The 15,541-nt window shown below is 71.3% G+C and carries 10 protein-coding genes and 2 pseudogenes; 7 read left to right on the top strand and 5 right to left on the bottom strand.

Annotated features, from left to right (window positions below):
- Positions 1-40: 40 nt before the first annotated feature.
- Positions 41-724 (bottom strand): TetR/AcrR family transcriptional regulator, encoded by a 684-nt coding sequence (locus E2651_RS30700; protein ID WP_167828939.1) that lies wholly within the window; start codon positions 722-724, stop codon positions 41-43.
- A gap of 118 nt (positions 725-842) precedes the next feature.
- On the opposite strand from E2651_RS30700, the gene E2651_RS30695 reads away from it, so the two are divergent.
- The gene (locus E2651_RS30695; protein WP_135334507.1) at positions 843-2,369 is read left to right on the top strand and encodes an MFS transporter; all 1,527 of its coding nucleotides are present in this window, start codon (positions 843-845) and stop codon (positions 2,367-2,369) included.
- Here the strand turns inward: E2651_RS30695 and E2651_RS30690 are convergent.
- Positions 2,338-4,254 (bottom strand): ABC transporter ATP-binding protein, encoded by a 1,917-nt coding sequence (locus tag E2651_RS30690; protein WP_167828938.1) that lies wholly within the window; start codon positions 4,252-4,254, stop codon positions 2,338-2,340. The two genes, E2651_RS30695 and E2651_RS30690, sit on opposite strands and share 32 nt — an antisense overlap.
- A 103-nt stretch (positions 4,255-4,357) precedes the next feature.
- Between E2651_RS30690 and E2651_RS30685 the strand changes: the two genes are divergently transcribed.
- On the top strand, positions 4,358-6,640 hold the full coding sequence (locus E2651_RS30685; protein WP_135334510.1) for a glycoside hydrolase family 3 N-terminal domain-containing protein: 2,283 nt from the start codon (positions 4,358-4,360) through the stop codon (positions 6,638-6,640).
- Positions 6,641-6,714: 74 nt separating this feature from the next.
- Here E2651_RS30685 and E2651_RS30680 read toward each other — a convergent pair whose 3' ends face one another.
- A complete protein-coding gene (locus tag E2651_RS30680) occupies positions 6,715-7,572 on the bottom strand; it encodes a GNAT family N-acetyltransferase (RefSeq protein ID WP_135334506.1) in 858 nt (285 codons plus the stop codon).
- 326 nt (positions 7,573-7,898) lie between these two features.
- The gene (locus E2651_RS30675) at positions 7,899-8,939 is read right to left on the bottom strand and encodes a S1 family peptidase (RefSeq protein WP_167828937.1); all 1,041 of its coding nucleotides are present in this window, start codon (positions 8,937-8,939) and stop codon (positions 7,899-7,901) included.
- A 467-nt stretch (positions 8,940-9,406) separates the two neighbouring features.
- On the opposite strand from E2651_RS30675, the pseudogene E2651_RS30670 reads away from it, so the two are divergent.
- The 5 genes and pseudogenes from E2651_RS30670 to add all read left to right on the top strand — a co-directional run.
- A pseudogene (locus E2651_RS30670) lies at positions 9,407-10,216 on the top strand (Crp/Fnr family transcriptional regulator); the annotation flags it as partial.
- Positions 10,203-11,069, top strand: a pseudogene (locus tag E2651_RS44250) (aminotransferase class V-fold PLP-dependent enzyme); the annotation flags it as partial. The pseudogenes E2651_RS30670 and E2651_RS44250, both read left to right, overlap by 14 nt.
- 156 nt (positions 11,070-11,225) lie before the next feature.
- Complete coding sequence (locus E2651_RS44245; RefSeq protein ID WP_167828940.1) at positions 11,226-12,761, top strand: AMP-binding protein; 1,536 nt, start codon at positions 11,226-11,228, stop codon at positions 12,759-12,761.
- A gap of 144 nt (positions 12,762-12,905) precedes the next feature.
- Complete coding sequence (locus E2651_RS30660; RefSeq protein ID WP_135334504.1) at positions 12,906-14,051, top strand: serine hydrolase domain-containing protein; 1,146 nt, start codon at positions 12,906-12,908, stop codon at positions 14,049-14,051.
- 32 nt (positions 14,052-14,083) lie between these two features.
- The gene (gene add, locus E2651_RS30655) at positions 14,084-15,061 is read left to right on the top strand and encodes an adenosine deaminase (RefSeq protein WP_245239341.1); all 978 of its coding nucleotides are present in this window, start codon (positions 14,084-14,086) and stop codon (positions 15,059-15,061) included.
- Here the strand turns inward: add and E2651_RS30650 are convergent.
- Positions 15,048-15,506, bottom strand: a complete 459-nt coding sequence (locus tag E2651_RS30650; RefSeq protein WP_135334502.1) for a hypothetical protein — start codon at positions 15,504-15,506, stop codon at positions 15,048-15,050. The genes add and E2651_RS30650 overlap by 14 nt on opposite strands.
- Positions 15,507-15,541: the final 35 nt, after the last annotated feature.

The following is a 15,541-nucleotide window of genomic DNA, read 5'->3' as shown; positions in this document are numbered from 1 at the left end:
GGTCGGACATCTGGCGGGGGCCTCCGGTTCGGGCAGGGGGCTAGGACTCGAGCAGGGCGCTCGTCGTGGGGGCGACGGGCGCCGTGAGGACGGCGACCGCGGCGTCGACGAGGTTCGCGACGAGCAGGTCCGTACGGCGTCCTGGCCGGGCCCCGCCCTGCTGCAGGGCGCGTTCGAGGTCGGCGAGGGTGTGCAGGGTGAGCCCGACGAAGACGCGCCACCGGTCGGCCCGGACCGGTTCGGGGAGCTCGCCGAGGCAGGCGTCGATGCGGGTGTACAGGCGGTGCAGCGCGCGGGTCCAGGTCTCTGCGGCCAGGTCGTAGGGGGCGATGTCCTCGACGTACAGGGCCTGCGCGACGAAGCGGAGGAAGTAGCTGGGCGGTGCGTCCCCGTCGGCCGCGGCCTGGGTGATGCGGTCGGACATGGGCCGGACGAACACCTCGACGAGGCCGCGCAGTTCCTTGCCGCGCCCTTCCTCGTCGAGCACGGCCAGGCGGTGCAGCTGCCCCTCGTTGGTCGGGCCGAGCCGGTGTGCGTAGACAGCCGTGACCAGGCCCCGCTTGTCGCCGAAGTGGTAGGCGACGGCCGAGGTGTTGCGCTGTTCGGCCGCCGCGGCGATCTCGCGCAACGACACGGCGTGGATGCCGCGTTCGACGAAGAGCCGCTCGGCGGTCTCGATGAGCCGGACCCGAGTGGCGGCGGGGTTCTGCTGGAGATCGGTCACGTCGGCAAGTGTGCGGGCCTTGCCCCTACAACGCAAGTGCGTTAAAGAATGAACTCACAGTACTGACAGGCGAATTGACGGATAGTCACAGTCGACGAGCGGCGGTGCGACGCAACCCATGTCCGATCCCTCTCCCTCCCCCTCACCCGGCAGCGCACCGCTGCCCGACGACCTCTCCCCGGCCCAGTACGCCCGCCTGCTCGTCCCGCTCATCCTGCTCACGGAAGTCACGGCGCTCGAACTCACCCTGATCTACCCGGTGTTGCCGCTGATGTCCGACGCGTTCGACACGCCTTCCATCGGCTGGACGCTGACCGTGGTGAGCCTGACGGGCGTGGTGGCGCAGCCTTTGCTCGGCCGGGTCGCCGATGTGATCGGCAAGAAGCGGATGATCCTGTACGCGGCGGGGCTCTTCGCCGCCGGTTCGCTGATCTGCGCGCTGGCGCCCTCCTACCCGGTGCTGCTCGCGGGCCGCGCCGTGCAGGGCACCTGCCTGGTGATGGCCCCGGCGGCATACGGCCTGATCCGTGACATCTTCCCGGCGCGGGTGGTGCCGGTGGCGCTCGGCGCCGTCACCACGGGGATCGGGCTGAGCGCGATCATCGGCCCGCTGACCGGCGGCGCGCTTGGTCAGGTCTTCGGCTACCGGGCGGTGTTCTGGTTCGCCCTCGCCTACGTCGCCGTCCTCACCCCATGGTTCGCGCGCGCCCTGCCCGAGTCGCCGGTCCGCCCGCCGCGCGCCGAGCGGCGCCCTGTCGACGCTGCGGGCGGGCTGCTCCTGGGCACGGGGGCGGGCGGCCTGCTCCTGTTCATCGGCCAGGGAGCGGACTGGGGCTGGGCTTCGGTGCCCACGCCGGCCACCCTCGGCTGCTCGCTCCTGCTGCTCATGGGCTTCGTACGGCGTGAACTGCGCACCCCCGACCCGCTGATCGACCTGCGGCTGCTGACCGGGCCCGCGCTGCGCTGGACGCTCGTCGCGGCGTTCTCCGGCGCCTTCGCGATCGGCGGGACGGCCTTCGCGATGCCGATGCTGGTGCAGACGCCGACGTCGCTCGGCTACGGCTTCGGGATGAGTGTGCTGGGCGCCGCGGTGTTCCTCGTACCGCAGGGCCTGATCGGCGCGGCGTGCGGGCCGCTCGGCGGGCTCCTGGCCCGGCGCCGCGGACCCCGCTACACGCTCATGCTCGCCCTCTGCGGTCTCTCCGCCACCACGCTCACCCTCGCGCTGCTGCACACCGCGCTCTGGCAACTGCTGCTCGCCGCCCTGTTCATGGGCATGGGCTTCGGCTGCTTCTTCGTGGGCGTTTCCAACCTGGTGGTGGAGGCGGTGCCCGCCGATCGCACGGCGGTGGGCGCGGGCCTGATGGGCGTGGCCAACAACCTCGGGCAGGCGACGGGGGTGACGCTCCTGGGAGCGGTCCTCGCCCGGTATCTGGTGGACGACTCGAACGAGAACCGGATCCTGTACGCGGAGACGGGCTACTTGCTCGCGTTCGGCCTGGCGTCGGCTGTGGCCTTCGCGGGTCTGATGGTGGCGACGGCGATGCGCCACGGGCGCGCTCCCGCCTCGGGCGGGGCGCTGCGCCTCATGGGGGCGGAGCGGGAACCCGGCCCTACGCCACCACTTCCACGTCCTCGCCCTTGACCACGCCCTCGCCCTCGCCCTCCCCCTTCGCCGCGAACTGCGTCCGGTACAGCTCCGCGTAGCGCCCGTCCACCACGAGCAGTTCCTCGTGCGTTCCGCGCTCGACGATCCGCCCGGCCTCGACGACGAGGATCTGATCGGCGGACCGCACCGTCGAGAGGCGGTGCGCGATGACGATCGCGGTGCGGCCCTCCAGTGCCTCCGCGAGGGCCTCCTGCACCGCGGCCTCCGAGGTGTTGTCCAGGTGGGCCGTCGCCTCGTCGAGGATGACGACCCGCTGCTGGGCCAGGAGCAGCCGGGCGATGGTCATGCGCTGCCGTTCACCGCCGGAGAGGCGGTAGCCGCGCTCGCCGACCACCGTGTCGAGGCCGTCCGGCAGGGAGCGCACGAGGTCTTCGAGGCGGGCCCGGCGCAGGACGTCCCAGAGGTCGTCCTCGGTGGCCTCGGGGCGGGCGAGCAGCAGGTTGGCGCGGACCGACTCGTGGAAGAGGTGGCCGTCCTGGGTGACCATGCCGAGGGTCTGGCGCATGGACACCGCCGTGAGGTCACGGACGTCGACCCCGCCGATGCGTACGGCCCCGCCGTCGGCGTCGTACAGCCGCGGCAGCAGTTGGGCGATCGTCGACTTGCCCGCTCCGGAGGAGCCGACGAGCGCGACGGTCTGGCCCGGCTCGGCACGGAAGGACAGCCCGTGCAGGACCTCATCGCCACCGCGGGTGTCCAGCGATGCGACCTCTTCGAGGGAGGCGAGGGAGACCTTGTCGGCCGAGGGGTAGCCGAAGCGGACGTCGTCGAACTCCACCGCCACCGGCCCCGAAGGGACCTCGCGGGCGTCCGGCTTCTCGTCGATCAGCGGCTTCAGGTCGAGCACCTCGAAGACCCGCTCGAAGCTGACGAGCGCGCTCATGACCTCGACCCGCGCTCCCGCGAGGGAGGTCAGCGGCGCGTAAAGCCGGGTGAGCAGCAGGGCGAGGGAGACCACCGCGCCCGCGTCCAGCGTGCCCTCCAGGGCGAAGTAGCCGCCCAGGCCGTAGACGAGAGCGAGCGCGAGGGCCGAGACGAGGGTGAGCGCGGTGATGAACGCGGACTGCGCCATGGCCGTGCGGACGCCGATGTCCCGCACCCGGTGGGCCCGCGCGGCGAACTCCGCCGACTCGGCGCCGGGCCGGCCGAAGAGCTTGATCAGCGTGGCGCCCGGAGCGGAGAACCGCTCGGTCATGCGCGTACCCATCGCCGCGTTGTGGTGCGCGGCCTCCCGCTGGAGCTTGGCCATCCGGGAGCCCATGCGGCGCGCGGGCACGACGAACACCGGAAGGAGCACGAGCGCGAGGAGCGTGATCTGCCAGGAGAGCGTCAGCATCACGGCCAGCGTGAGGAGCAGGGTCACGATGTTGCCGACCACGCCGGAGAGGGTGTTGCTGAAGGCGCGCTGCGCGCCGATCACGTCGTTGTTGAGGCGGCTGACCAGCGCGCCGGTGCGGGTGCGGGTGAAGAAGGCGACGGGCATGCGCTGTACGTGGTCGAAGACGGCGGTCCGCAGGTCGAGGATGAGCCCCTCCCCCAAGTTCGCCGACAGCCAGCGGCTGAGCAGGCCGAGTCCCGCCTCGGCGACGGCGATGGCGGCGATGAGCAGGGCGTACCGGACGACGAGGGAGGACTCCCCGTCGGAGACGATCGCGTTCACGACATTGCCCGCGAGGACGGGGGTCGCCACGGCAAGGAGCGCGGTCACGATGCTCAGGAGTACGAAGTGGGCGATGCGGCGCCGGTGCGGGCGGGCGAACGCGCCGATGCGGCGCAGCGTGGCGCGGGCGAAGGGGCGGCGGTCCTGCTCGGCGTTCATGACGCTGTGCAGCTGGGTCCAGGCTGTCGTTTCCATGCTCATGAGAGGAACGTAAGACCTCAAGCTTTCTTAAGGTCAAGCTTCACCGGAAGAGGCATCGGAAAGAGATACCGTTACCGCCTTCCTGATGCGAGAAAGCGAATACATGCGAGAGCTACGAAGGCGTTCTCTGCTGTCCGCGATCGGCGGCACGGCCGTTGCAGGAGGCGGCTTCACCGCCGCTGGTACGGGAAGCGCCCAGGCCGCGCCGGAGCGCCCGGGCCGCCCCGACCCGAAGATCAAGAAGTTGCTCGAGCGTATGACTGTCGAAGAGAAGCTGGGTCAGCTGCAGCAACTTCCGTGGGCCGTCGCCACGGGCCCCGGCGGCAGTGAGACCAAGGATGTCGAGGACGCGGCGCGCGCGGGACGGCTCGGTTCCGTCCTGAACATCTTCGGCGCCGAGAACAGCAACGCCCTGCAGCGCATCGCCGTCGAGGAGTCCCGGCTCGGCATCCCCCTGCTCTTCGGGCTCGATGTCATCCATGGCCTGTGGACGACGTTCCCGATCCCCCTCGCCCAGGCGGCGAGCTTCGACCCGGAGGTCACCCGGCGGGACGCCGAGATCTCCGCGAAGGAGTCCCGCTCGAACGGCGTGCACTGGACGTTCTCGCCGATGATGGACGTCACGCACGAACCGCGCTGGGGCCGCGTCGCCGAGGGCTGCGGCGAGGATCCGTATCTGACGACGGCGTTCGCCGTGGCCAAGGTGGAGGGGTACCAGGGCGAGAAGGGTGCGGGCCTCGCCGGCAAGGACCGCGTCGCCGCCTGCGCCAAGCACTTCGTCGCGTACGGCGGGGCCGAGGGCGGCCGCGACTACAACACCGTCGACGTGTCCGAGTCCCGGCTGCGCAATCTGTATCTACCGCCGTTCAAGGCCGCGTCGGACGCGGGAGTGGCCACGGTGATGGCCTCCTTCAACACGATCAGCGGGGTCCCGGCGCATGCCGACTCCCACACGCTCATCGACGTACTGCGCAAGGAGTGGGGCTTCGACGGTCTCGTCGTCAGCGACTGGAACGGCGTCGACGAGCTGATCGCGCACGGCTTCGCCGAGGACGGCGCCGACGCGGCCCGTCTCGCGCTCAACGCCGGCGTCGACATGGAGATGGCGAGCACGGACCTGGCCAAGCACGGCAAGAAGCTGCTGAGTGCCGGGATGATCGGCGAGCGGCGGCTCGACGAGGCGGTCGCGCGGATCCTGCGCCTCAAGTTCGACCTCGGTCTCTTCGAGAATCCGTACGTCGACGAGGGCGCCGCCATCGACAAGCCGTCGGCGCGGGCGCGCAAGGCGGCCCGTGAGACGGCGGCCCGCTCCATGGTGCTCCTGAAGAACGACGGCGGGGCGCTCCCCCTCAAGAAGTCCACCGGGTCGATCGCGGTCGTCGGACCGTTCGGCGACTCCGAGGATCTCCTTGGCACCTGGACGTTCCCGGGCGCAACGAAGAAGTTCCCCGCCGGGAAGGTCCTCGACGCGGTCAAGCGCGCGGCCCCGGACGCGAAGGTGACGTACGCGAAGGGCGTCGACGCCGAGGGCAGGGACACCAGCGGCATCCCGGCGGCGGTCGCCGCGGCCAAGGGCGCCGATGTGACCGTCGTGGTGGTCGGCGAGCCTCCCGCGATGAGCGGCGAGGCGGCGGCGCGCAGCGACATCGGCCTGCCCGGCGCGCAGGAGAAGCTGATCGCGGCGATCGCGAAGACGGGCAAGCCGTTCGTGGTGGTCCTGGTCAACGGGCGGCCGCTGACGGTCGGCGACTGGCTCGACGCCGCGCCCGCCGTCCTGGAGGCCTGGCACCCGGGGCTCGAGGCCGGGAACGCCATCGCCGACGTGCTGTTCGGCGAGGTCGCTCCCGGCGGCAAGCTGCCCGTCTCGTTCCCGCGCACGGTCGGCCAGATCCCCGTCCACTACAACCGGGAGTCGACGGGCCGCCCGTACGCCGCGGACAACAAGTACACGTCCAAGTACCTGGACCTGCCCCCGGACCCGCAGTTCGCCTTCGGCCACGGGCTCACCTACACGACCTTCGAGCTCGGCGGGCCGAAGCTCAGCCGCGACCGCGTGTCCGCGGGCGCCCTGCGCAAGGGCGACACCGTGGAGGTGTCGGTCACGCTCGCCAACACCGGTGACCGGACGGGCGACGAGGTCGTCCAGCTGTACGTCCACGACATCGCGGCGAGCATCGCGCAGCCGGTGCGCAGGCTGCGCGGATTCCGCCGGGTGACGCTGGACGCGGGCAAGTCGACGACGGTCCGCTTCCGGCTCGGCGCCGAGGACCTCGGGTTCTGGACCAACGACCAGGACGGCGCGTTCCGGGTCGAGGCGGGGGCGGTGGACCTCTACGTCGGCGACAGCTCCGAGGCGAAGACGAAGCGGCGGCTGACGATCACGTAGCGCGTCAGCGCAGCTCCAGCCGGCGCGTCAGCGCAGCTCCGGCCGGCGCGTCGGCCCAGCTCCAGCCGGCGCCGTCAGCCCAGCTCAAGCGTCGCGACGCCGTAGACCCGCTCCTGGGCGAGCGGCCGCACCGGGCCCGTGTACATCCGCGCGGTCTCGAACGTGGGCTTCAGGCCGCGTGTCTCGGCGAGGGCGACGGCCTCGGGCTGTGTCCCGGGCACGTCGATGGCGACGGGAGCGCCGTCCGCCTCGGCGGTCAGCGCGTCGAAGAGCGCCTCGGCGTCGGCGCGCGTGTCGGCGAACAGCGGCCCGATGCGCAGGGATTCGCGTGCGGGACGCAGCACTCCGTACCCGGTCACGCGGCCGTCGACGACGCGGGCGAGGGCGCGGTGCCCGGGAGCGGTGAGCCAGGAGTCCAGGAAGCGCGGGCGGTCGGCCGGATGGCTCGCGGCGTCGTAGGCGGTGATGGCGCGGAGCCCGGCCGCCTCAACGGGCAGGATGTGTGCGGGAGTTGGCGCGCCGGTGGGTGCGGGGCCCAGGTAGCGCATGGTGGTGTGGGCGAACTCGAAGCCCGAGCGGCGGTAGGTGGCCTGCTGGGCGACCACGCCGTCGAGGCCGACGGTCCGCCCGCCCACGCGGGCGAGTGCCGTGTTCCAGGTGGCGAGGCCGTGACCCTGGCCCCGCAGGTCGGGGCGGACCAGGTAGAAGCCGAGGAAGGCGTACTGGTCGTCGTAGTTGACGACCGAGATCGCGGATGCCGGTTCACCGTCCACCCGGCCGATGAAGAATCCGTCGGGGTCCTGGGCGAAGAAGGACGAGGTGTCCCCGAGCCCCGGGTTCCAGCCCTCGTCCGCCGCCCATCCGACGACCGTCCGCCAGTCGTCGGGCGTCGCCCGCGATATGACGAGCCGTCCAGGGGCCGAATGTGTCATCGCTGCACCCTTCTCGCACCGGAAGGGACCGTCCCCTGCTCCGGGAAGGGGGCCGCCCCTCGCATCGGAGAGGGACCGCCCCGGCGCGGTCGGTGATCACGACCGCGCCGGGACCATCCTTCCCGACTCCTCGCCCGGCTATCCGGTGATCCGGTACTCGGGCCGCTCCGGTGCTCAGGCGCTCAGGCGCTCCGGTGCTCAGGCGCTCAGGCGCTCAGGCGCTCAGGCGCTCAGGCGCTCCGGTGCTCCGGCGCTCAGGCGCTCAGGCGCTCCGGTGCTCCGGTGCTCCGGTGCTCCGGTGCTCCGGTGCTCCGGTGCGATTCAGGTCAGCCGATCTGCGCTCCGTACGCCGCGAGGGCGTCCGTCACCGGCTGGAAGAACGTCTGGCCGCCGCCCGAGCAGTCGCCGCTGCCGCCGGAGGTCAGGCCCAGCGCGTCGCTGCCCGCGAAGAGCGAGCCGCCGCTGTCGCCGGGTTCGGCGCACACGTCGGTCTGAATCAGACCGTCCACGGTGCCCTGCGGGTAGGTGACCGAGACATCGAGTCCCTGCACCGAGCCGTCGTGCACCTGGGTCGTGCTGCCGCTGCGCTGTACCTGCTCACCGACGACGGCCTCGCGCGCGCCGGTGATCTGCTGGGTGGAGCCGTTGTAGAGGTTGACCTCGCTCGGGTGCGGAACGTCGGCCGTGTACTTCACCAGGGCGTGGTCGGCTCCGGGGAACGTCCAGTCGACGGCCTGGCCGATCTCGGCGCCGCCCTGGCTGTCGGACCAGCTGGTGCCCGCGAGTTCGGTGCAGTGGCCCGCGGTGAGGAAGTGCGGGGCGCCGTCCTTGACGACGTTGAAGCCGAGCGAACAGCGCCCGCCCGAGCTGTAGATCGGGTCGCCGCCCGCGATCAGCGGCGAGAACTTGCCCTCCGTCCGCTTGAGCACGGCCTTGCCGTCCTGGGCGGCGACAGCCTGCTTCACGGCACGCAGCTGCGCGCCCTTCACCGTGCTGTCGGCGGTGACGACGACCTTGTTGCTCACAGGGTCGATCGCGCGCGAAGTGCCTGGCACGGCACCCTCGTTGAGCTGCTTCTTGGCCGCCTCCAGCACCGTACGGGTGTTGCCGACGACCCTGGCCACGGCACCGGCTTCGCGCGCCTGCTCGGCCGCGGCCTCGTCGACGACGTCGACGACCAGGTTGCGCGCCTTCGCGTCGTAGTACGCGCCGGCCGCGCTGCCCTTCAGGTCGGCGGCCAGCGTTGTCGCGAGGTCACCTGCGGCGGCCGACGACAGGGTGTCGGCCGTGGGGGTGGGTGCCGCGGTGCTGGTGTTCGCCATGGTCAGGCTTCCCGCGACCAGGGCGGCGACGCTCGCTCCTGCCATGACGAGGCGGCGCGTGCGTAACTGTGGGGTTCTCACTCGGTACCTCCATGGGGGGTTGGAGCCGTTCCCGTCGGGGCGGCTCCGGGGAGTTACAGACATGAGCATGCCAAGCAGTCACGTGGTCGCGTCCCTGCCCGGCAACAACGGCGCCGAGTATGGCGAGAGCGGCGCGAGGTCACAAGACCCGGCCACGCGCCTCGGCTTGAAAACCACGGCCGGGCGGCGAGCCATAAGCGCCTTTTGCAGGGGCACCTAGCTCCGGTATGGGGATGATTTGAGCCTGATATCTGCTGTGGAGGGAATTCGCTAGGGTCGTATGGAAAGGTCGGCCAGAGGTTCGAGTGCGATGGTTCGGCCGTTTCAGGTCTTTTCTCGATCAGCCCTGAAAAATCACCACTTGCAACTCGCGACGACCACCAAGACCACCCCGCAGATGCGCGGCATCACCCCGCGCTATCTGCTGCGCGCGCTACCTCGGCGCTTGGACCCGCGCCGAGGCCATGCCCTACCGCGTCAAGGCGCTCACCCCCGGTGTGGCGCTCTGCGCGGACCGCAGCGCGCTCGCGGCACTCATCGACCGTGACGAGACACTGCGGGGCGCGTGCGCGGCGTACGCGGAGGGCGACATGATGACGCCGGGCGCCGAGGTGCCGGTGGACCTCAGCGCGGGGCACGTCGGGGAGGTCGACCTGCCGGGCACGTTCGTCGACTACGAGGACGCGCCGCGCGAGTACCAGATGGCCCTCGCTCAGACGGTGCTCCGCGTGCACACGCGGGTCGCCGACCTCTTCAACGGCCCCATCGACCAGACCCGGGCGCAGTCCAACCTCACCGTCGCCGCGCTGCGCGAACGGCAGGAGTCCTCGCTCCTGAACCACCCCGAGTACGGCCTGTTCAACAACGTCTCCGCGGGGCAGCGCGTCCAGTCGCGCACCGGCGCGCCCACCCCGGACGACCTGGACGAACTCCTCACCAAGGTCTGGTAGCAGCCCGGGTTCTTCCTCGCGCACCCCAAGGCCATCGCCGCCTTCGGCCGTGAATGTACGAAGCGCGGCGTGCCGCTGCTGCCCTCGGACAAGCAGGGCGTGGTCGGGCTGCGTCCTGCGGGCGTCGCGGTCGAGGTCGAACCGGGCCTGTCCATGCGGAACATGGGCGTCGACCAGAAGGGCATCACGTCGTACCTGATGACGGCGTACTTCAACACGGCGGTCCTGGTGGAGGACGCCATCGCCGTCCTGCAGAACGTCGAGGTGTCGGACTACCATGACTATTCCTGACCTCACGGGGCAGCTGCGGGGGCCAGAGGCTTCGGGCGGCACGGTTCCGGGGGTGCCGGCGACTCCGTCCGTCCCATCGGCCCAGGCCCTTCTCACGGAACCGGCGACCACCGCGCTCCCCGGCCCCCAACCACCCGCCTACTCCCCCGAGTCGGCCCGCCAGGACTTCCCGATCCTGCACCGCACGGTCAACGGCCACCCGCTGGTCTGGCTCGACAACGGCGCCACCACGCAGAAGCCACGCCAGGTCATCGAGGCGCTCGGCGCCTACTACTCCGCCGCCAACTCCAACATCCACCGCGGCGCGCACACCATGGCGCGCGAGGCCACCGAGCTGTACGAGGCGGAGCGGGCCGCGGTCGCCGGGTTCCTGGGGGCCGGTTCGCCGGACGACATCGTCTTCGTACGCGGCACCACCGAGGCCATCAACCTGGTCGCCCAGAGCTGGGGCCGGGCGAACCTCGGCCCCAGCGACGACATTCTGGTGCCGGTCCTGGAACACCACTCCGACATCGTGCCGTGGCAGCTGATCGCGAAGGAGACCCGGGCCCGGTCCTGGTCGACGGGGCGCAGGCCGACCACGTTCGCGCCCGTCCCGCACCGGCTCGAGGCCGGCACCGGTCACATCTCGGGCGCGGTCGGCCTGCCGGCCGCGCTGAACTGGTTCACGTCCTTCGACCGGGACGCCGTCGCCGCGTACGAGGAGGAGCTCCTGGCGTACGCGACGCAGGCCCTGGCGACAGTGCCCGGCCTGGACGTCCTGGGCTCCGCGCCCGACCGGATCGCGGTCCTCACGTTCACCCTCGCGGGCCACGATCCGGCGACCGTCGCCGACTGGCTGGACCGTGACGGCATCGCCATCGATCAACTGGTGGCGTCCCTGCGGCGGCTGCAGGAAGCGCCGCAGGCTCAGCAGCCTCACCTGCCTTGGCCCGTGAGCCAGTATGTGGTGTGCGGTGTCCATGGTCCTATGGGCGCCGTACATCACTTTGAGCTTCGGGAGGCCAGGATGTTCGTCCCGTTCGGGGCCCTTGATTTTCTGGACCGCGCCACGACCGTCTACGGCGACCGTGTCGGCATCGTCGACGAGCCGGACCAGCCCGCGGAGCCCTGGCAGGGGCTCACCTACCACCGGGTGGGTGAGCTGGCGCGGGCCCAGGCCGCCGGGCTCGACGCGCTCGGGGTGCCGCACGGCGCGCGGGTCGCGGTGGTGTCGCCCAACAGCGCGCGGCTGTTGACGTCGTTCTTCGGGGTGAGCGGATACGGCAGGGTGCTCGTGCCGGTGAACTTCCGGCTCACGGCCGACGAGGTGAGCCACGTCGTCGCCCGGTCGGGGGCGAGCGTGCTCCTTGTCGACCCCGAGCTGACGGACCGCCTCGCGGGCGTGGACTGCGAGCACCGCTTCACGCTCGGGGCGGCCGCCGACGCGGAGTTGTACCGCTTCGACACCGAGCCCGAGCCCTGGGAGCCCGACGAGAACGCCACCGCGACCATCAACTTCACCAGCGGCACCACGGCCCGCCCCAAGGGCGTACAGATCACCCACCGCAACATCTGGGTGAACGCGCTGACGTTCGCGCTGCACGCGGGCGTCGGCGACCGGGACGTCTATCTGCACACCCTGCCGATGTTCCACGCCAACGGCTGGGGCATGCCGTTCGCGATGTCCGGCGTGGGCGCGCGCCACATCGTGCTGCGCAAGGTGGACGGCGCGGAGATCCTGCGCCGCGTGGCCGAGCACGGTGTCACCGTGATGTGTGCCGCGCCGGCGGTGGTCAACGCGGTCCTCGCCGCCGCGCAGACCTGGGAGGGGGAGATACCGGGCCGGGACCGGGTGCGCGTCATCGTCGCGGGGGCACCGCCGCCCACGAAGACGATCGAGCGGGTCGAGTCCGAGCTGGGCTGGGAGTTCATCCAGATCTACGGCCTCACCGAGACGTCCCCGCTCCTCACGATCAACCGCACGCGCGCCGAGTGGGACGGCCTGGAGCCGCGGGAGCGCGCGGAGAAGCTGGTGCAGGCCGGTCCGCCCGCCCTCGGGGTGACGCTGCGGACCTCGGACGAGGGTGAGGTACTCGCCCGCTCGAACGTGATCCTGGAGGGCTACTGGGAGCAGCCCGACGAGACCGCCGAGGCGCTGGAGGACGGCTGGTTCCACACGGGCGACGGCGGCAGCATCGGCAAGGACGGCCATCTCACGATCAGCGACCGCAAGAAGGACGTCATCATCACCGGCGGTGAGAACGTCTCCTCGATCGAGGTGGAGGACGTCCTGTTCAGCCATCCCGCGGTGGCCGAGGTCGCGGTGATCGGGGTGCCGGACGAGAAGTGGGGCGAGACCATCAAGGCGCTGGTGGTGCTCGCTTCCGGCGCCGAGGCCACGGAACAGGACCTGATCCGGCACTGCAAGGCCCACTTGGCCGGCTTCAAGGCCCCCACCTCGGTGGAGTTCCGACCCGAACTGGCCCGCACGACCACCGGAAAGCTCCAGAAGTACAAGCTGCGCCGGCCTTACTGGGAGGGGCGCGAGCGGGGCGTGAGCTGAAAGACAGGGGCGCCAACGGAAAATCGCTGGTGAGCGCCGCTCCTGCCCCATACCGTGACCCGGTCGATGACCAGCGACTCTGTCCGTGCGTGACCACGCGCGAACAGGTTGTCTGGAGAACCATGTTGCGGAAGAGGAGTCACGGTGGAGCACGGCGGATGGGCCGACGAACGGTTCGGGGCGGTAGCGGACGCGTTCACCCGCAACTTCGACGAGTCGGGTGAACTCGGCGCGTCCGTCGCGGTGTTCGTCGACGGGCGCAAGGTCGTCGACCTGTGGGGCGGTGTCGCGGACGAGCGGACCGGGCGCCCGTGGGACGAGGACACCGTCGTCCCGGTCTTCTCCTGCGCCAAGGGCCTCGTCAGTGTCTGTGTCCATCTGCTCGCCCAGGAAGGGCAGTTGGACCTCGACGCTCCGGTGGCCGTCCGCTGGCCGGAGTTCGCGCGCGGCGGCAAGGAGGCGGTCACACCGCGCATGATGCTCGCGCACCGCGCCGGACTCCCCGCCCTCGACCGTTCCCTGAGCTTCGACGAGATCACCGCGTGGACGCCGGTGGTCCACGCGATCGAGGAGCAGAAGCCGCTGTGGGAGCCGGGCGGCGCCCACGAGTACCACGGGCACACCTTCGGCTTCGTCCTCGGGGAGCTGATCCGCCGCGTCACCGGGCGCACGCCGGGCGCGTACTTCCGCGAGGCCGTCGGTGACCGCCTCGGACTGCGTACGTGGATCGGTCTGCCCGAGGACGAGGTGCCGCACCTCGCGCGGCTCACCGAGGCCGAAGGCCGTCCTGGCAACCCCGGCCCCGAGTCCCTTGTGATGCGGATCGTCACCATGAACGGGGCGTTCGCCTTCCCCGGCCTCGACGAACCGCACGGCTGGAACGACCCGGCGCTGCTGCGCGCCGAGATTCCCGGCGCGGGCGCGGTGTCGTCGGCGCGCGGTCTCGCGACGCTGTACGCGGCCGCGGCGACCGGGGTCGACGGCTCGCCCCGCCTGCTCACGGCGGACACCGTCACCGACGCGCTCCGCGAGCTGACGGCGGGCCCGTCCTGGTCCGGCTTCGACCTGGGCGCCCGCTGGGGCTCCGGCTTCCTGCTCGACGCGCCCCGGTTCCGCCCGATGCTCGGCGCCCGCAGCTTCGGCAACGACGGCTCGGGCGGTCAATTCGCCTTCGGCGACGACGAGTTCGGCGTCGGCTTCGCCTACACGGCGAACCGCATGATCGGCCATGGCGACGCGCGCGCGAGGCGGCTCATCGAGGCGCTGAGGGCGTTCCTCCAGACAGCATGAAACCCCTGGTCCATATCCCTGAGGAGAGTCACGTGTCGTCGGCGTCCGAGAAGACCGGGTCCAAGAAGATCGAACTGCATGTGCACCTGGAAGGCACGATCCGCCCGGCCACGCTCCTGGAGATAGCCCGCCGCAATGGAGAGACCCTGCCCGCGGACACCGTCGAGGGCCTCGAAGAGCTGTACCGGTTCACGGACTTCCGTCACTTCATCGAAGTATGGGGCATGACGACCAACTGCCTGCGCACCGCCGACGACTTCCGGCAGGTGGTGGTGGACTACGCGGAGCAGGCGAGCGGCCACGGCGCGGTCTATCTGGAGGCCATCTTCTCGCCGGCGGAACGCGTGGAGTCGCACGGCATCGACTGGGACGAGATCTACACGGGGTACGTCGAGGGGGCGATGGAGGCAGAGGAACGGTTCGGCCTGACCGTCCGGCTGACCCCGGACCTCTACCGCGGCTGCCCCACCGGCCTGGCCGAGGAGTGCGCGCGGGTGTCCGCCCGGTACCGCGACCGGGGTGTGGTGGGGCTCGGCATCGGCGGCGACGAGCTGCGAGGCCCCCTGGAGCCGTACCGCAAGACGGTGGAGATCGCCCGGGACGGCGGGCTCGCCTTCGTCCCCCACGCGGGAGAGTCCGGCGGCAGCGACTCCGTCCGCGAGGCCCTCGAACTCGGCGCCGCCCGCGTGCGCCACGGCATCCGGGCCGCCGACGACCGGGACCTGCTCGCGGAGATCGCCGACCGGGGCGTCGTCCTCGACGTCTGCCCGACCTCGAACCTGCGCACCGGAGTGGTCGAGCACCTCTCCGCGCACCCGCTGCCGCGCCTGCGCGAGGCCGGCGCGCTCTGCTCGGTGAACACGGACGACCCGGCGATGTTCGGCACCGACCTCGGCCACGAGTACGAGCTGGCGGCGCGCCTGGGAGTCACCGCGGCGGATGCGTACGCGGCCGGCCTCGCGGGCGCGCTGTGCGAGGAATCGGTCCTCGGCCGTCTCACCGCGCTCTGACCGTGATCCGCGCCGCCGAGTCGAAGTGGCCTTCGCCGTCGGCCGGTTGGGCGTAGACGACCATGACGGTGCGCCGCACGCCGCCGAAGCGGTCGGCGTACTTCTCCTCGGACGGGCCGGTCCGCCGCGGCTCGGCGGTGATGTCGTACGTCCGGAGGAAGTCGGCGACTCCCGAGTCGTCGCTGTCGCCGACCCGGTAGCGGAGCACGGACGTGCCGTCCTTGTGCGTCTTGGCGTAGGTCGGCACGTAGAAACGCAGGTCCGGGTGGTGCTGCTCGTGATGCATCGCGGCTCTGCGCTCCACCGCCTCCTCAGGCGGTGGAGAGTCCGGACTGAGCAGGGCGACGGCGGCCCAGATGACCACCGCCAGCGTCCACACCACGCATCCGGCAAGCAGCCAGACCACCGCCTTGCGCCGACGAGGCCGAGCGCTCGCGCCTTCCATACGTCCCCCCATACGTCCCCCCATACGTCCCCCTG

The organism is Streptomyces sp. MZ04 (assembly GCF_004684775.1).
Lineage (GTDB): Bacteria > Actinomycetota > Actinomycetes > Streptomycetales > Streptomycetaceae > Streptomyces.
The sequence above is the reverse complement of the archived record's forward strand: the minus strand, read 5'-3'. Positions and strand labels throughout refer to the sequence as shown.